Genomic DNA, 17,655 nt, shown 5'->3' with positions numbered 1-17,655 from the left:
CCGCGCTTCACCCCATCAGGTGACCCACCCGCGCGGGGACCGCACCGGAGCCCCCTGGAACGCCGAACGCCCGCCGGGAGCATAAGCACTCCCGGCGGGCGCGGAGCCCTGCGATGCCGCTACGCGTCGGTCCGCGCGGGACCCTGTGCAGCCGCTACGCGTCGATCCGTGAGCGGTCCAGCGTCGCCGCCGAGTTGGAGATGAACTCCTTGCGCGGCGCGACGTCGTTGCCCATCAGCAGGTCGAAGACCTGCTCGGCCGCCTCCAGGTCGGAGAGGTTGATCCGCCGCAGCGTGCGGTGGCGCGGGTCCATGGTCGTCTCGGCCAGTTGGTCGGCGTCCATCTCGCCGAGTCCCTTGTAGCGCTGGATCGAGTCCTTGTACCGGATGCCCTTGGTCTGGAACTCCATGAGCTTGTCGCGCAGTTCCCGGTCCGAGTACGTGTACACGTACTTGTCCTGGCCCTTCTTGGGCTGGACGATCTCGATCCGGTGCAGCGGCGGCACGGCGGCGAACACCCGGCCGGCCTCGACCATGGGCCGCATGTAGCGGTGGAAGAGGGTCAGCAGCAGCGTGCGGATGTGGGAGCCGTCGACGTCGGCGTCGGTCATCATGATGATCTTGCCGTAGCGCGCCGCGTCGATGTCGAAGGTCCGACCGGAGCCGGCTCCTATGACCTGGATGATCGCGCCGCACTCGGCGTTCTTCAGCATGTCCGTGACGGACGACTTCTGGACGTTGAGGATCTTGCCGCGGATCGGCAGCAGCGCCTGGAACTCGGAGTTCCGGGCAAGCTTGGCCGTGCCGAGCGCGGAGTCGCCCTCGACGATGAACAGCTCACTGCGGTCGACGTCGTCGCTGCGGCAGTCGGCGAGCTTGGCCGGCAGGGAGGAGGACTCCAGGGCCGTCTTGCGGCGCTGCGCGTCCTTGTGCTGCCGGGCCGCGATGCGCGTACGGGCCGCGGCGACGGCCTTCTCCATGACGACACGGGCCTGCTGGGCGGCGTCACGCTTCGTGGACGTCAGGAACGCCTTGAGTTCCTTGCTGATGACGCTGTTCACGATGCGGCGGGCCGCCGAGGTGCCGAGGACCTCCTTGGTCTGGCCCTCGAACTGCGGCTCGGCGAGACGCACGGTGACGACCGCGGTCAGGCCCTCCAGGGCGTCGTCCTTGACGATGTCGTCCTCGGCGACGCGCAGCAGCTTCTTGGCGCGCAGCACCTCGTTCATCGTGGCCGCCACGGCCTGCTCGAAGCCGGCGACGTGGGTGCCGCCCTTGGGGGTGGCGATGATGTTCACGAACGACTTGAGGGTCGTGTCGTACCCGGTGCCCCAGCGCATGGCGACGTCGACGTCCAGCTCGCGGGTGACCTGGGTCGGGGTCATCTGGCCGTGCTCGTCCAGCACCGGGACGGTCTCCCTGAACGTGCCCTGCCCGGAGAACCGGAGGACGTCGCAGACCGGCTTGTCGGTGGCCAGGTACTCGCAGAACTCGCTGATGCCGCCGTCGAAGCGGAAGGACTCCTCGCCCTTGCTGCCGCCCTCGCCGAGCCCGTACTCGTCCCGGACGACGATGGTCAGGCCGGGCACCAGGAACGCGGTCTGGCGGGCGCGCTGGTGCAGCGTCTCCAGGTTGAGCTTGGCGTCCTTGAGGAAGATCTGACGGTCGGCCCAGTACCGCACGCGCGTGCCGGTGCGGGTCTTCGGGATCTTCTTCGCCTTGCGCAGGCCGCTCTTCGCCTCGAACTTCGCGTCCTGGCCGTTCCCGGCGAAGGCACCGGGGACCCCGCGCCGGAAGCTGATCGCGTGGGTGTGCCCACCGCGGTCCACCTCGACGTCCAGCCGGGCCGACAGGGCGTTCACCACGGAGGCGCCGACGCCGTGCAGACCGCCGGAGGCGGCGTACGAGCCGCCGCCGAACTTGCCGCCGGCGTGCAGCTTGGTCATGACGACCTCGACGCCGGAGAGGCCGGTCTTGGGCTCGACGTCGACCGGGATGCCCCGGCCGTTGTCCCGGACCTCGACCGAGCCGTCGTCGTGGAGGATGACCTCGATGTGGTCGCAGTAACCACCGAGGGCCTCGTCGACGGAGTTGTCGATGATCTCCCAGAGGCAGTGCATCAGACCGCGGCTGTCGGTCGAGCCGATGTACATGCCAGGGCGCTTGCGCACGGCCTCGAGCCCCTCGAGGACGAGCAGGTGCCGCGCGGTGTAGTTGGAACCGTCCCGGTCTGCTCCTGCCAGCAGAGCTGTGGACGGCACGGACGTCTCGGCGGTCACGCGGTTCGCTCCTCGCTGAATTTCAGATGGGGCCCTCATGGGTAAGGGCGCGGCTTCAGTCACCGGTGAGAGGGTACCCAGGCCTGGTAGAGCCCTTGTAACGCCACCCTCGCCGGAAACTCAGACTAGTCCACAGTCGCATGCCTGTTCGATCCCTCGATGGAGTGAAGTCCACATCACGTTCCCTTCCAGGCATGAACCATTTAGGCTCCGGGCACGTCCTCATGAACAACCGGCAACCCAGCCGGGAGGACCGACCACCGATACAACGCGAAGCCCCGTAAGACACATAGACACGCAATACGGCACATTCGCCGCCAACCGGCAGCAGACAGCCGCCTCGAAAGATTTTTTCGAGGAAAAGCCACGAGCGGGAACGTTTTGGGGCTGGTTGGATGTTGACCCTGGTACGACAGCTCGTCGAGCTAGAGAAGAGGCGACGTGACTACTGTTCTGACCCCTGCGAGCCAGTTGACGGCCGCTGATCGCTGCGACCGCTGCGGCGCCCAGGCGTACCTGCGCGTCGTCCTGCTCAGCGGCGGAGAGCTGCTCTTCTGTGCCCACCACGGGCGCAAGTTCGAGCCGGAACTCAAGAAGATCGCCGCTGAGATACAGGACGAGACGGAGCGACTCACGGCCGCTCCCGCGACCGCCTCCGAAGAAGAGCGCTGACACCTCGCGTCCGACGACGAGCCAGCCCGGCACAGGCCGGAGGACGGGCGGCTGCCTCTCCCAGAGGCAGCCGCCCGTCCTCGTGCCGACAGAGCCGCACGCACCGCGTCGGACGCCTCACACACCGCTGCCGCCCCTGCGGAACGCTCCGCCCGTGCGGAACGCTCACCTCCAGCCGAGCGTCCGCATGATGTCGGAGACCCGCATGTACACGCCGGGGCTGCCGGCCCGCCCGCAGCCGATCCCCCAGGACACGAGGCCGATCAGCCGCCCCTGAGCGACCAGCGGCCCCCCGCTGTCGCCCTGGCAGGCGTCCCGGCCCCCGTCCATCTCTCCGGCACACAGCATGCTCCTGGCGTCGTAGGTGCCGTCGGCCCCGCCGCCCGGATACGCCTCCTCGCACGAGGCGTCGGGCAGCACGCGCACACGCGCCGCCCGCAGATCGTTGGGGTACTCCCCCGCACCCGAGATGTCACCCCACCCGTACACCGTCGCGGCCCCTCCCGGCGCGTACGCCGGATCCCCGTCGGCCGCCATGCCGATGACCGAGCCGGCGGGAAGGGGCCGGGCCAGGGTGAGCACGGCGAAGTCCCCGATGTTGCTCACGCCGTCGTAGGCCGGGTTCACCCAGGCGGACCGCACGGCGATCTCCTGGCCCCCGCGGTCCGCGAGCAGGTCCGTCCGGCCCGTTATGACCTTGAGGTCCTTCACCCGCTCCGGCGGCCCGCCCAGGACGTCGCGGTCCATGCAGTGCGCCGCCGTGAGCACGGTCGTCCGGCCGACGGCCGCGCCTCCACAGAACTGCCCCGAGCGCGTACCCCCGAACCGGTCACGACTGGACAGGGCCACCGTCCAGGGACTCTGCGACGCGTCGACCGGGAATCCACCTATGACGGCCCGGTCGGCGGCCACGGACGCGGTGGAACCCGCTGACAGGGCGGTGACCGCGGCGGCCAGAGCCAGGGGCCGGACCAGGGCGCGGACCAGACGACGGCGCATACGCACTCCTCACTCCGTGACGTCGGCGAGACACCCAGAGTGATCCAACCGCCGACACCCCGCACCCGCGCGGCGCCGACGCGCGCACACCCGCGGTGCGGCAGACCCGCCAGTCCTGCACCCGCGGTACGGCAGACCCGCCGGCCCCGCACCCGCGGCACGGCAGACCCGCCGGCCTCACGCATGGGTACGCCAGCCCCGCGTACGGCGGACACGGCGAAGGCCCGGCTCCCTGTGGGGGCCGGGCCTTCCGCGTCTTGTGACTCGACTCGATCAGTCGAGGTAGTCGCGCAGCACCTGCGAACGGGACGGGTGGCGCAGCTTCGACATCGTCTTGGACTCGATCTGGCGGATCCGCTCACGCGTGACGCCGTAGACCTTGCCGATCTCGTCGAGGGTCTTCGGCTGACCGTCGGTGAGACCGAAGCGCATCGAGACGACGCCCGCCTCGCGCTCGGACAGGGTGTCCAGGACGGAGTGCAGCTGCTCCTGGAGGAGCGTGAAGCTGACCGCGTCGGCCGGGACGACCGCCTCGGAGTCCTCGATGAGGTCACCGAACTCGCTGTCGCCGTCCTCGCCGAGCGGGGTGTGCAGCGAGATGGGCTCGCGACCGTACTTCTGGACCTCGATGACCTTCTCGGGGGTCATGTCGAGCTCCTTGGCCAGCTCCTCCGGGGTGGGCTCGCGGCCCAGGTCCTGGAGCATCTGGCGCTGCACACGCGCGAGCTTGTTGATGACCTCGACCATGTGCACCGGGATACGGATGGTGCGGGCCTGGTCGGCCATGGCGCGGGTGATCGCCTGACGGATCCACCAGGTGGCGTACGTGGAGAACTTGTAGCCCTTGGTGTAGTCGAACTTCTCGACCGCGCGGATCAGACCGAGGTTGCCCTCCTGGATGAGGTCCAGGAAGAGCATGCCGCGGCCGGTGTAGCGCTTGGCCAGGGAGACCACCAGACGGAGGTTGGCCTCCAGCAGGTGGTTCTTGGCGCGGCGGCCGTCCTCGGCGATGATCTCCAGCTCGCGCTTGAGCTTGGGCGCCAGCTTGTCCGCGTTGGCCAGCTTGTCCTCGGCGAACAGACCCGCCTCGATGCGCTTGGCGAGCTCGACCTCCTGCTCGGCGTTGAGCAGGGGGACCTTGCCGATCTGCTTGAGGTAGTCCTTGACCGGGTCGGCGGTGGCACCGGCGGCGGCGACCTGCTGCGCGGGCGCGTCGTCCTCGTCCTCGTCGGACAGCACGAAGCCCGCGGCCTCGGTGCCCTCGGGCTCCTCGCCGGCCTTGCCGGGGGCTGCTTCCTCGAGCACCTCCTCTTCGAGGAGCTCGGCGTCGTCCTTCTTGGCGCTGGTCTTCTTGGCCGCCGTCTTCTTGGCGGCGGGAGCCTTCTTCGCCGCCGCCTTCTTGGCGGTGGTCTTCTTGGCGGCCGCCTTCTTGGCGGGCGTCTCTTCCTCGGCTGCGGGCTCGGCGGCGGGCGCCGCCGGCGTGGCGGTGGCGGTGGCCTTCCTCGTGGTCACCGCCTTGGCCGCGACCGTCTTGGTCGCGGTGCGCTTGGCGGGAGTCTTCGCTGCGACGCTCTTTCGGGTGCGCTTGGGCTCTGCGGCACTGACCATCAGCGTCACACCCTCTTCCTCGAGGATCTGGTTGAGGCTGCGCAGTACGTTCTTCCACTGAGTGGCCGGAATCTGGTCAGCTTCGAAGGCCCGACGCACGTCATCGCCGGCGATCTGCCCCTCAGCCTTTCCCCGCTCAATGAGCGCCATGACAGAGACGGACTCGGCGATCTCCGGCGGGAGCGTACGGGATGTGCTGGCCGACACGAACAACCTCTCGGAACGTTGGAAAACGGCTTCCGGCCCCGTCCACAGGGACAGGAGCCGACCGCCGGCTTGGGGATGGGCCGACGGCGCGGGCGGGGGCCGGGAAGATGCACAGCGCCTTCGACGGCGTCCGTATTCCCTCCGCGGCTGTCACCTCTTAGGTCATCGCGTTCTTCCCACGAGCGTTACGCCCAATCTGCGTGGCCCGAGTCACACCCCGTAAGCGAACAAAAGCGGTCAAACGCGGACAGATGCCGCCAGAGGGTGTCACCTCTGGCAGCGGCCCGGCCGCTCCGGCGGAACAGGGCCCTTTCGCGCCGTCGGACCCCGCAGGATCACCAAGGATCCCACGGGGTCCGACGGGAGGCGGGTCACCGAGCGGGTGGTGCCACAGGAGGGGGGTGGCACACCCGGCCGCGCCGCCCGTGGAACGCGGTCAGTGCTCGCGAGGGGCGGGCACCACGCGTTCCACCTCGGGGTGGACCGTGAGCAGTTGCCGCATCGCCGCCTCGGCGCCGGCTCCGTCGCCGGTCGCGAGGGCGTCGCAGATGCGGCCGTGGTGCGCCAGCGACGCCTCGTTCGGCCGGTCACAGCCGGTGACCGGGCCGCCGGAGACCTGGAGGGCCGCGGAGACGATCCCGGAGAGGTGCTCCAGCATGCGGTTGCCCGCGATCTGGATGAGCAGCGAGTGGAACTCGGAGTCGGCGCGGGAGAAGGTGAGCGCATCACCCTGGGCCATCGCGTGCCCCATGATCTCGACCATGTCCACGAGGCGCTGCTGGACGTCCTCGCGTCCGTGTCCCGCGGCGAGGCGGGCGGCGAGCGGCTCGATCGTCCAGCGCAGCTCGCTCAGCTCACGGCGCTGGTCGTCGCGCTGCGGCCCGAAGGCCCGCCACTCGATGATGTCCGGGTCGAGCAGGTTCCAGTCGCTGACGGGGCGCACGCGCGTGCCGACGTTCGGCCGGGCGCTGACCAGGCCCTTGGCCTCCAGGACGCGGAGCGACTCGCGGACGACGGTGCGGGAGACCTCGAAGCGCTGGCCGATCTCCTCGGGCACCAGCGGACGGTCGGCGCCCAGGTCCCCGGAGACGATCATCTGACCCAGCTGCTGAACGAGTTGGCCGTGCAGCCCGCGCCCGCGGCTGCCCGCGGCGCGCCGGCCGACACGGCCCAGCTCCGGGTCCCCGCCGTCCCAGACAGGGGCCCCGACCCGGTCGACGGGGGGCGCCTCGGCGTAGGGGTAGCGGTCGAGTTCGCCCGGGCTCGTGAGGCCGGTGTCAGCGGAGCGGGCGGCGGTCATCATGGTGTGCGCAAGGGTACTCACGCATCCTTTGTCGGCGTCGTCTCCAACTCCCTTGAGGTCTTTGGTGAAAAGCACACGAAAGGGTGATCGCTCACCCCGTCGCAATTGACGCCTTATCGGAAAGAAATGGGCGTTCTGCGGGGAGTTGTGCGCATGGCCGAACTAAGGGTTACGGACAGTCGTCACCGGGACCGGCTGCGCAGGCCGGTGAGCAGGTAGGCGCAGAGCAGCGTGGCCAGCGACAACGTCAGTGCGCCGCCCACGGGTTGGGAGATCACCCGCAGCGCTGCCTCCAGATAGCGCTCTCCCCCGAAGGGCCACCGCGGCAGCAGGGCCTCGCGCAGCCGCATGGGCAGCCCGGCCGCGGTCCGCACGGACGGCCCGTTCAGGAGCTGGTGTACGACGGGGACGACGAGCAGGGGCACGGCGGCCACGGCGGCGAGACCGGCCGTGGTGGACCGGAAGACTCCCGCGGCCAGCACCCCGGCCCAGGCGCAGCCGACCACCAGCCCGATCCAACTCGCGGTGAGCGGCAGCCAGTCGGCGGGAACCTGGGCGAGCTCCCGTCCGTAGACGAGATAGAGCACCTCGGCGTTGCAGCCGACGGTGAGCACGGCCAGGGTCAGCGCGGTGGCCGAGGCGACGAGCAGTTTGGCGACCAGCAGCCCCAGCCGACGGGGCACGGTGCCGCGATACGCCGCCAGGGCGGGGTGGCGGAACTCGTCCCCGAAGGCCAGCGCGCCGAGCAGGCCCGCGCCGAGCGCCGCCGGCGGCAGCGGCAGCTCCTGCGGCCAGGCGGCCAGCAGGCGCGGCTGCGGGGTGTGCCCGATGCGGGCGAGCACGACGGCGGTCACGGCCGACATGACGAGCACGACGGCCCCCGTGAGAAACCCGGTGCCGATCCCGGCGGCGCGCCGGATCTCATAGCGGAGAGGGCGAAGAGGACTGGGGGCGGGACGGACGGAGATGGGGGGCGGCAGCGGGGGCAGGGCATCGAGGGTGCGTGCGGCGCGGGCGGTGCGGGCCTCGGGCGTGCCGGCGGTTGGGGTGTGGAGCGTGCGGGGGGTCTGGGTGTCGGGGACGCGGGTGGCTCGGGCGTCGAGGGCCCGGGAGGTTTGTTCGTCGAGCGTTCCGGCGGTGTCGGCGTCCGGCGTGGGGGTAGTGCGGGGCGCGCGGAGGTCGAAGGTGCCGGCGTCCAGCGGGTGGGTCGTGCTGGAATCGAGCACGTCGGCTCCGGTGGGGCTCGGTGGCCGAGGGTGGGAGCCGCCGGCCGGGGGTTCCATACCGGCGGGCGCGAGCGGCGCGACTGCTGTCTCGTCGGCCGAGATGCACTTGTCGACGACGACCGACGGCGGCAGGACACCGGCGTCACCGATCAGGACATCCATGCCGGCAAGTGACTGCGCCGGAACACCGGGGCCGTCCACCGGCGTGTCCGCACCCTCGTGCGAAGACGACGAGGACGGGGCCGTCCAGGCCGACGGCGCTCCGTCGCGCGGACGGTCGGCCGGAACAGCGTCCGAGTACTCCTCGGACTCGTCGGCGTGCTGATCCGACCCGGCAGGAACCGGCGGCGGCCGCTCCTCAGCCGCTGACTCCAAGGCCTCGTCCTCGATGGCGGGGAGCGGGTCGAGCGTGGGAGGCCGCTCGGTGACGACGGAGGCGGCGACGGCCACGGGCTGCGTGGCGGTCGGGCTCGGCACCGCCGGGACGGAACCGGCGCCAGGCCCCATGTCCCCAATCTCGTCCGCGAGTTGGTGCACGACGATGCCGTGGCGGAACGCGATCTCCCCCACGTCCGCGCAGGTACTGCCGTACACGGACAGGCGGTTGCCGCCCTCGCGTACGACTTCGACGGAGCGTTGGGCGGTGCGGGCCTGCTTGGTCAGGAGGGCGGCGAGACGCGCCGCGTGCGGACTGCGCACGGCGACCCGGGGACGCAGGCGGGTCCGGGAGAACTCCGCTGCCTCCTGGTCGGCGACGATCCTGCCCTGCTCCAGGGTGACGACGCGGTCGGCGGTGCGGGCGGCCTCTTTGGGGTCGGCCGTGGTGAACAGGACCGTGCCGCCCTGGGCGGCATGGGCCCGCAGCATGCCGTGCAGCCAGTTGCTCTCCCGCGCGGAGAGCCCGTCGGCGGGGTCGTCGAGGACGAGGGTGTGCGGGTCGGCCAGGAGGACGCAGGCCAGGCCGAGTCGGCGGTCCATGCCGCGCGAGAGGGTGCCGAGACGTTCCTCCCGCAGGCTCACGAGCCCGACCGCTTCGAGGACTTCGTCGGCACGCCGCACCGGCACCCCCGCCGCGGCGCACAGCATGCGCAGATGACCGCGGACCGTCCGGGCCGGGTGACCCGGTACATCCCCGAGCAGGACGCCGACTTCACGTGACGGGTGCGCGATGCGATGCAGCGGCCGGCCCCGGAAGTAGGTGATTCCACGGCCCTGTTGGAGTTCGAGCATGAGTCTGAGGACCGTTGTCTTCCCGGCGCCCGGCGCACCGAGCAGCGCGGTGACGCGGCCCGCTCGCGCCTGGAAGGAGACGTCGTCGGCCGCGGGCGGGAGCTCTTTGCGGGGGTTGCTGGTCAGTCCGTAGGCCTCGATCACCCGCAGCAAGATAGCGCGCTATGTCCGGTTTTTCGGGCATCCCGGCGGCCCCTCGCACGGCCGGACCCGGCACTACGCCCGACTTCGCCCGGGCCCGCTCGCAAGTACGCCCGCCACGACGCGCGACTTCGCCCGGGCCACGAACGGCTCTCTGTCGGTGGCGCGGCGCGGGCCGCGCCACCGATCACACCTCGGGGCGCAGCATCGGGGGGTTGAGCAGAGTCGCCCCTCCCGCGCGGAACAGTTGCGCGGGACGGCCGCCCTGGCGGGTGGTCGTCCCGCCGGTGGGGACGAGGAAGCCCGGTGTGCCCGTCACCTTGCGGTGGAAGTTGCGCGGGTCGAGTGCCACGCCCCACACCGCCTCATAGACCCGGCGCAGCTCTCCGACCGTGAACTCGGGCGGGCAGAACGCCGTGGCCAGCGACGAGTACTCGATCTTGGAGCGGGCACGCTCAACCCCGTCCGCCAGGATCTGCGCGTGGTCGAAGGCCAGCGGCGCGAACGGCTCGGCGTCCCGTCCGTATCCACCCTGCTGCAGCAACTCCTCGACCGGGGCCCAGCGCGCGTTGCTGGCGTCACCGCCCGCCCTCGGCGCGGGCAGGTCCGGCGCCAGGGCGAGGTGCGCGACGCTGACGACCCGCATCCGGGGGTCGCGCTTGGGGTCGCCGTAGGTGGCGAGCTGCTCCAGATGAGCGCCGTTGTCCTGAGCGGGGACGGCCGGGTCGTGGACACGCAGCCCGGTCTCCTCGGCCAGCTCGCGTGCCGCCGCCTGCGCCAGGTCCTCGTCGGCCCGCACGAAACCGCCGGGGAGCGCCCACCGCCCCTGGAACGGCGGTTCGCCCCTGCGTACCGCCAGCGCACACAGGGCATGGCGGCGCACGGTCAGCACGACCAGGTCCACGGTGACGGCGAAGGGCGGAAACGCTGACGGGTCGTAGGGCATGCCGCGATCATAGTCGTCTGCCTGACGATAAACACTCCCTTCGCCGATCGCTTCGCTTCCTGATCCACTACTGATCCATTACTGATCCACCTGGGTCCGTAATGGGCTCGAGTGTCTGTGCCCGCCCGTCCGAAGACGACCGGTCGTGCCAGGTCACGCACCCAGTTGCAGTCCGTCGGCCGCCTCTTCGACCATGGCGAGGCCCAGCCGGCTCACCCGCACGGAGAACGGTGCACCAGCCACGCGCAGGCCGGTGAAGCCGATCTCGCCGAGAGGGGCGCTGCGCACGGGTCTCAGGGTGACCGTCCCGGCCGGAGCGTCGGGGCGGATGCCGGCAAGAGTGGTCAGCAGCAGGACCACCGCGGCCGCGGCGGTGGCCGCGGGGCGGCAGGCCGCCGGGTGCGGGAGCGGGGTGCTGCCTTCCGTGCGCTGCTCCCCCGCGTACATCTCGGGCAGACGGTGCTCGAAGTACGCGGCTGCCGCTAGGACGCCCCGCAGCAGCGAACTCGCCTCCTTCTCGAAGCCGGCTGCGGCCAGCCCCGCCACAGCGAGTGCTGTCTCCTGGACCCGCACGGCTCCCGCTCGGTGCCCGAACGGGTTGAACCCCGGTTCCTTCACGCCGAGCCCGCGCAGACCCCAGCCCGAGTCCATGACCGGGCTGCCGAGCAGCCGGGCGAGGTGCTCGGTCTGCACCTTGTCGAGCAGTCCCGGGGCCATGGCTCCCCCACCCAGCAGTCCGGTGTCGAGAAGGTGGGCTGCGGCCGAGCTCAGATGCGGCACGGGTCTGCCGTCCGGAGCACGGGCCACCGCAGGCCTTCCGCCTCCCAGGTCGTCCACCCAGAAGTCCCTCCGGAACGCGGTTCGTGAAGCCTGTGCCCACTGCCGCAGTCCGTCCCCACCCGCGCGTCCGCAGGCGTCGAGCAGGTCGGCGCCGAGCAGGGCGGCACGGTGAGCGTGTGCCTGGGTCTCGCAGCGGGTGAGACCGCCGGAGTGCGGGTCGCGCAGGTACGGGTCGTCGCCCGCGGTGGCTAGCAGCCAGGTCAGGCACCGCTCGGCGGCTGGCAGCAGGGCCTCCGTCTCCTGCTCGGGGAGGCCCCAGCGGCGGGCCTCGGCGAGCAAGGCCGGGAAGAGCAGCGTGGCCTCCGTGCCGGTGCACTGCGGCGGCAGGAGCGGGCCGGCGTCCCGTCGCGGGCCGGGGATCATCCCGGACTGCGGTCCCGGGCCGGTGAGTTGGGTGCGGGCAAGGATCCGCAGCGTCCCCGCGGCCAGACCGGTGCCGAGGGGCAGGGCCATGCGGGCGGCTACTAGCGCGTCGGCCGGGGCCAGACCGCAGCGCCAGGGAGCCCCTGCCGCGAGATGGGTGTCGGCGGGATGGACGGCATCCCGCAACAGGAGAGCCTGCAGGTCCTCGATGCTCGTCCGCAGCAGGGCGGCAGCCGTCGGATCGTCGCCTTCCGCGCGGGCCGCGGCCAGGGGGCTGGTCGCCGCGCGGCCCACGGCCCGGAGGGGGCCGGCACCGTCCGGCCGCACCCGCAGTTCCACACTTCTGCTGCCGCCCGGCGGCAGGTTCAGCTCCCAGCGCAGCAGCCCGGCGGAGGCGAGGGCGTCCGCGGGAGGCGGTTCGGCCGTGACGGACGCGTCGCCGGTAGCGCAGGACCAGCGCAGGCCGGAGCCATGGACGCTGGCGGGAAGTTCGGGACCGGCGTTGCCTGAGGCGATCGCCCCGAGATCGGCGAGGTCCGTGCCGAGGGCCACCTCGACCGGCAGCCGCAGCGGACGGGAAGCCGCGCTGTGCAGAGTGATCCGCTCGGTGCCGTCCGCGTAGCGGTTGCGTTCCACGACCACATCCGGGTCCGGGCCCGCCTGTGGAGACGTGCGGAGTGTGCCCACGAAGCGGGCACGGTCGGCGGCGATCATCTGAGCCTGAACCGCGAGCGGCTTCCGTCCGGCCACACGGATCTCACACCGGGAGAGCACGCGTCGGCCGGCTCGGTAGAAGCCCTCCAGTCCCCGCCCGGTCAGCTGCCCTTCATCCCTGGACGAGATGGCGAGGCCCGGAAGGGCGACACAAATCATGACCGTGTGGGCGGGCGGCAGATCGGCGGACCAGCGCAGCCCGGGAATCGTGGCGCCACGGGGAGGAGGTGGGGGCGCCTGCCCCGTGGGGGTCTGGGCCCGGCCGTGGGAGGGGGGTGGTCCGGGGAGTGAGGAGGGCGAGGGTGAGCCGTACCCGGGAGCGGGACCGGGACCGGGCCGACGGTTCTGCACCACCCATTCGGCGGAGGACGGCCGACCTGGGCCCAGGGTGGAGGACCGGCGCGGCTCCCGCCCCGTGAGGGGTGAGCCGGTGTCGACGCCGCCCGGGAATCGGGGCCCGAAGCCGTCGAGCGCGGCCGCTGCGCGCGGAGGTGTGCCAGCGTCGCCCGGCGAGGGCGCGCCCGGCCCCTGCCCCGGCCCGGGTCCTGCCCCCGGCCTGAGCTCTGGCCCTGGCCCTGGCCCGGTCCCTGGTCCGGGCCCTGGCCCTCGTCCAGACCCTGGCCCTGGCCGGGGAAGCCCCGCCGACGCACGCGCCGACTCAGATTCGGGCTCGGGCGCAGGCTCAGGCTCACGCTCGGGCTCGACCTCGGGCTCAGGCTCAGAGGAAATCGAGGGCACGTCCACGAAGGGACGGTCGTCGGCGGCGGAGGGCGGAGTCGGCTGGTGCATGGGAGGGCTTCCTCTGCGCTCTGTGCGCCTCGATCGGGTTCGGCGCCGGAGGGCTCCGACGGGGCAGGGGCAGTACGGCGTCACAGCCGGTCCGGGCGTTCCGCCACTCAGGTGAACGGTGGGGACGTCGTGGGAGTCACGCCCCGGCCCCAGCCCCTTCCCCGCCTGGGCCGCCCGGGCAACCCGGGCAACCCGGGCACTCACTCTTCTCCCTCCACTGGTACGCCGGGACGGGCGCCGTCCTGGCTCGTGTCCTGGCTGGGCAGGACCGCCTTGTGCGCCCCACGCACACGTGCGAGGCGTGTGCGCGCGGTCCCGGGTCGCCCGGAGTTCGGTGATGCCGCGCGGCCCGGGCGCGTGGCGGCGTCGGCAGCACCGGCAGGGCGTGCGGAGTCGGCGGGCGTACGCCCGTGGGACGTCCGCGGGCTCGGGTCACGGTCGTTTGCGCGCGTACGGCCAGGGACCGCTCCGGCTCCCGCGGGCCGGGGCCGGCGGCGTCGGCGGGTGGTGGCCGTGGCAGGCGAAGGTTCGGGGTTGGCCCGTTGCGGCATCTCCACCGACTCCGAGGCAGGCGGCTCGACCGCGGAAGATCCCGAGCTTTGCTCCCGCCCTTGCATGCCCTCTGCCCGAACACCGGCCCCGGCGGCCACCGCCCGCCCCCGCCCGGTGCGCTCCGCTCGCAGGCAGCGGCGGATGGACTCCGGTTCCAGCCCTTCATTGCAGGCCTGGTGCAGGAGTCGGGCGAAGAGATAGTCGGGATCCGCGGCCAGGGCCATGGCGAGGGCTTCCCGTGCCTCCAGTTCGTCGCCGGTGGACCATGCGACCCAGCCGGCGAGGGTGAGCGGTGCGGCGGCGTGTTCGCCGTAGGGCCCGACGCAGCGGCGGGCGAGGGTCCGCCACAGGCGCAGGGCGCGTGCGGCCTCGTCGCCCTCCATCCATTCGGCCGCCCGGTCACGGGTCGAGCGGTCCTGGAGACCGAGGATCAGCCGGGCGGCCTCGTCGTGCCCGATCAGTTCGTCGTCGCGAAGGTCCGCCAGGAGCATGCCGGAGACGGGCTCCGCCCCGGCCAGGCGGCCCAGCATCCGCTCGGCGAGGTCGAGCGTCTCGTCGGCGACCTCGGCGCGGCCGGCCTCGTCCAGGATGCGCGGGACGAGCGCCATGCTCGCGGCGTCCAGCGCGGCCTCCTGCTGCAGGGCGCTCGCGGTCTCCCAGGGCTGCAGCCGGGCCCGCAGTTCCTTCAGCGTGCCGCGGACCTGGATCCCGGCATAGGCGGCAGCGGCGGCGAGCACGGAGGTACCCAGCAGGCCCATGGGCGCTCCCTCGGGCGAGCAGCAGACCGGGTTGTCACAGCAGTACGACCAGTAGCGCCCTTCCGAGATGCACAGGGCCTCGACCACCACCACGTCGAGGGAACCGCATTCGACGCGCAGCCTCTGGGCCAGTGGCCTCAGCCGCTCCATGACCTGGCGGCCGGTTCGGCCCTTCTCCGGCTCCTGGCACAGGAAGGCCACCATCGCCTCGGGGCGGGCTCCTCTGCGTTCGCTGCCCTTCACCAGGCCGTGGGCCAGCTGCCGGGCGGCGGACGGCCAGTCGTCCTCATGGGCGGGGATACCGAGCCGGGCCCGGCCCCCGAACCGTCCGTGGCCGTCCTTGTCGTGCAGGGCGACGAGGACGATGCTGTCCTCCGGCCGGTATCCGAGCAGGTAGGGCAGGGCGTCGGCCAGTTCCGCCGGTGTGCGCAAGGTGACCTGGTGTTCTCCGCCGTGACCTCCGTATGCCTGGCCGGGGACGAGCGGTCCGGCCCCGTCGCCCGTCCGCTTGTCCTGTCCGCTTCCCCGTCCGCCCGCTGCGTGGGCGCGGTGTGCCCCGGACGCGTCGATGTCGCCGTTTTCGGAGGATCCAGTGGTTTCGCCGTGGTTCGTCATGCGAAGACGATCTCGCGGAATTCAGAGCTCCGCTTTGCCCTGTGGATAACTTCAAGCAGGGACACGTCACCCGGAACGGCCGCTGTCCACAGGCGCCGCGGCGGCTGACACTGCCGTCCTGTTGTATGGAACGCATGGAGCACACGAACAACGCGGATCTCCGGGCGGCGGCCGACGCCGTCCTCACCCGTCTCGTCGGGGGCGAATCGGGAGCGGCCCGGCTGCGCGAGGACCAGTGGCGGGCGATCGAGGCGCTGGTCGCCGACAGACGCCGCGCCCTGGTCGTCCAGCGGACGGGCTGGGGCAAGTCCGCGGTGTACTTCGTGGCGACCTCGCTGCTGCGTGCGCGGGGCAGTGGCCCGACGGTGATCGTGTCCCCGCTGCTCGCGCTCATGCGGAACCAGGTCGAGGCGGCGGCCCGCGCCGGCATCCACGCCCGCACCATCAACTCCTCCAACACGGAGGAGTGGGAGGCCGTCCAGGCAGAGATCGCCGCGGGCGAGGTCGACGTCCTGCTGGTCAGTCCCGAGCGGCTCAACAACCCGGACTTCCGTGACCAGGTGCTGCCCAGGCTCGCGGCCGCCACCGGGCTGCTGGTGGTGGACGAGGCGCACTGCATCTCCGACTGGGGCCACGACTTCCGGCCGGACTACCGCCGGCTGCGCACGATGCTCGCCGACCTGCCGCCCGGGGTGCCGGTGCTCGCGACCACCGCCACGGCCAACGCGCGCGTGACGGCCGATGTCGCGGAGCAGCTCGGCACCGGTGGCGGCTCGGACGCCCTCGTGCTGCGGGGGCCGCTGGACCGGGACAGCCTGAGCCTGAGCGTGCTGCGGCTGCCGGACGCCGCGCACCGGATGGCGTGGCTCGCCGAGCATCTCGACGACCTGCCGGGGTCGGGGATCATCTACACGCTCACGGTGGCCGCCGCCGAGGAGGTGAGCGCCTTCCTCCGGCAGCGCGGGCACACGGTCGCGTCCTACACGGGCAAGACGGAGAACGCCGATCGCCAGCAGGCCGAAGAGGATCTCCTCGCCAACAAGGTGAAGGCGCTGGTCGCCACCTCCGCGCTCGGCATGGGCTTCGACAAGCCCGACCTGGGCTTCGTGGTCCACCTCGGCTCGCCCTCCTCCCCCATCGCCTACTACCAGCAGGTGGGGCGCGCGGGACGCGGTGTCGAGCACGCCGAGGTGCTCCTGCTGCCGGGGAAGGAGGACGAGGCGATCTGGAAGTACTTCGCGTCGCTCGCCTTCCCCTCGGAGGATCTGGTGCGCCGCACCCTCGACGTGCTCGCCCGCGCGGAGAAGCCGCTGTCGCTGCCGGCCCTGGAGCCTCTGGTGGAACTGCGCCGTTCCCGCCTGGAGACGATGCTCAAGGTCCTGGATGTGGACGGTGCGGTCAAGCGGGTCAAGGGCGGCTGGATCGCGACGGGGCAGCCGTGGACGTACGACGCCGAGCGGTACGCGTGGGTGGCGCGGCAGCGCGAGGCCGAGCAGCAGGCCATGCGCGCGTACGCGTCGACGACCGACTGCCGCATGGAGTTCCTGCAGCGCCAGCTGGACGACGAGGCCGCGAAGCCGTGCGGCCGCTGTGACAACTGCGCGGGCCCACGCTTCACCGCCGACACGTCCGTGGAGGCCCTGGACGCCGCGCGCGTGGACCTGGGACGCGCGGGTGTGGAGGTGGAACCCCGCCGGATGTGGCCGACCGGCCTGCCGGCGATCGGAGTGGACCTCAAGGGACGCATCCCGGCCGGCGAACAAGCCGCACCGGGGCGGGCCTTGGGGCGCCTGTCGGACATCGGCTGGGGCAACCGGCTCCGGCCCCTGCTCGCACCCCAGGCACCCGACGAGCCGGTACCGGACGACGTGGCGAAGGCCGTGGTGGACGTCCTGGCCGACTGGGCCAGAGGCCCCGGCGGCTGGGCCTCCGGATCCTCGGACGCCCCGCCGCGCCCGGTCGGCGTGGTCACCGTGGCGTCCCGCACCCGGCCCCGGCTGATCCACTCCCTGGGAGCCCGCATCGCGGAGGTCGGCCGGCTGCCGCTCCTGGGTGCTGTCGAGTACACAGGTGAAACGCATCCCGGTCCCCGCAGCAACAGCGCCCAGCGGCTGAAGGCGCTCGACGGGACCCTGACCGTGCCGGAGGCTCTGGCTGCCGTCCTCGCCCAGGCCCAGGGCCCGGTCCTCCTGGTGGACGACTACACGGAGACCGGCTGGACCCTCGCGGTCGCCGCCCGTCTGCTCCGACGGTCCGGGGCGCAGGGGGTGTTGCCGCTGGTGCTGGCCGTGCAGGGCTGACGGCCTTCCCCGGCCATCCGCCTGTGTGGGCCCGCGTGCGAGGCGGCCCCGTGCCTCCTGGCGCACGCCCTCTGGACGTGGCGCGCCCCCGTGGCGTACGAACGTGTTGTGCTC

Annotated in this window: 10 protein-coding genes; 2 read left to right on the top strand and 8 right to left on the bottom strand. The window is 72.1% G+C overall.

Annotated elements, in window-relative coordinates:
• Nucleotides 1-154: 154 nt before the first annotated feature.
• Nucleotides 155-2,278, bottom strand: a complete 2,124-nt coding sequence (locus CHR28_RS13715) for a DNA gyrase/topoisomerase IV subunit B (protein WP_094053872.1) — start codon at nucleotides 2,276-2,278, stop codon at nucleotides 155-157.
• A 441-nt stretch (nucleotides 2,279-2,719) separates the two neighbouring features.
• On the opposite strand from CHR28_RS13715, the gene CHR28_RS13710 reads away from it, so the two are divergent.
• Nucleotides 2,720-2,950: a DUF7455 domain-containing protein gene (locus CHR28_RS13710; protein ID WP_094053871.1), complete on the top strand. Its 231-nt coding sequence runs from the start codon at nucleotides 2,720-2,722 to the stop codon at nucleotides 2,948-2,950.
• Between the two features lie 165 nt (nucleotides 2,951-3,115).
• Here CHR28_RS13710 and CHR28_RS13705 read toward each other — a convergent pair whose 3' ends face one another.
• From CHR28_RS13705 to CHR28_RS13670, 7 genes are all read right to left on the bottom strand, one after another.
• A complete protein-coding gene (locus CHR28_RS13705) occupies nucleotides 3,116-3,949 on the bottom strand; it encodes a S1 family serine peptidase (protein ID WP_094053870.1) in 834 nt (277 codons plus the stop codon).
• Nucleotides 3,950-4,222: 273 nt separating this feature from the next.
• Nucleotides 4,223-5,764, bottom strand: coding sequence for an RNA polymerase sigma factor (locus CHR28_RS13700; RefSeq protein ID WP_094053987.1), 1,542 nt, complete (start codon nucleotides 5,762-5,764; stop codon nucleotides 4,223-4,225).
• Between the two features lie 436 nt (nucleotides 5,765-6,200).
• Complete coding sequence (locus tag CHR28_RS13695; protein ID WP_094053869.1) at nucleotides 6,201-7,088, bottom strand: FadR/GntR family transcriptional regulator; 888 nt, start codon at nucleotides 7,086-7,088, stop codon at nucleotides 6,201-6,203.
• Nucleotides 7,089-7,249: 161 nt separating this feature from the next.
• Nucleotides 7,250-9,667, bottom strand: coding sequence for an ABC transporter ATP-binding protein (locus CHR28_RS13690; protein ID WP_094053986.1), 2,418 nt, complete (start codon nucleotides 9,665-9,667; stop codon nucleotides 7,250-7,252).
• A 184-nt stretch (nucleotides 9,668-9,851) separates the two neighbouring features.
• Nucleotides 9,852-10,610, bottom strand: coding sequence for an NUDIX hydrolase (locus CHR28_RS13685; RefSeq protein WP_094053868.1), 759 nt, complete (start codon nucleotides 10,608-10,610; stop codon nucleotides 9,852-9,854).
• A gap of 153 nt (nucleotides 10,611-10,763) precedes the next feature.
• Nucleotides 10,764-12,686 carry a glycogen debranching N-terminal domain-containing protein gene (locus CHR28_RS13680; protein WP_094053867.1) on the bottom strand — a complete coding sequence of 641 codons (1,923 nt, stop codon included), beginning with the start codon at nucleotides 12,684-12,686 and terminating at the stop codon, nucleotides 10,764-10,766.
• Nucleotides 12,687-13,516: 830 nt separating this feature from the next.
• The gene (locus tag CHR28_RS13670; RefSeq protein WP_094053866.1) at nucleotides 13,517-15,241 is read right to left on the bottom strand and encodes a DUF4192 domain-containing protein; all 1,725 of its coding nucleotides are present in this window, start codon (nucleotides 15,239-15,241) and stop codon (nucleotides 13,517-13,519) included.
• 134 nt (nucleotides 15,242-15,375) lie between these two features.
• Here CHR28_RS13670 and CHR28_RS13665 point away from each other — a divergent pair, with 134 nt between their 5' ends.
• Complete coding sequence (locus CHR28_RS13665; RefSeq protein WP_094053865.1) at nucleotides 15,376-17,541, top strand: RecQ family ATP-dependent DNA helicase; 2,166 nt, start codon at nucleotides 15,376-15,378, stop codon at nucleotides 17,539-17,541.
• Nucleotides 17,542-17,655: the final 114 nt, after the last annotated feature.

The sequence above is a fragment of the Streptomyces sp. XY006 genome, assembly GCF_002237655.1.
Classification (GTDB): domain Bacteria; phylum Actinomycetota; class Actinomycetes; order Streptomycetales; family Streptomycetaceae; genus Streptomyces; species Streptomyces levis.
The sequence above is the reverse complement of the archived record's forward strand: the minus strand, read 5'-3'. Positions and strand labels throughout refer to the sequence as shown.

Coding starts and splice junctions, on each gene's coding strand:
- CHR28_RS13705 (WP_094053870.1), bottom strand. CDS start 3,949: ATGCGCCGTCGTCTGGTCCGCGCCCTGGTCCGGCCCCTGGCTCTGGCC.
- CHR28_RS13685 (WP_094053868.1), bottom strand. CDS start 10,610: ATGCCCTACGACCCGTCAGCGTTTCCGCCCTTCGCCGTCACCGTGGAC.
- CHR28_RS13680 (WP_094053867.1), bottom strand. CDS start 12,686: ATGATTTGTGTCGCCCTTCCGGGCCTCGCCATCTCGTCCAGGGATGAA.
- CHR28_RS13670 (WP_094053866.1), bottom strand. CDS start 15,241: ATGACGAACCACGGCGAAACCACTGGATCCTCCGAAAACGGCGACATC.
- CHR28_RS13665 (WP_094053865.1), top strand. CDS start 15,376: ATGGAGCACACGAACAACGCGGATCTCCGGGCGGCGGCCGACGCCGTC.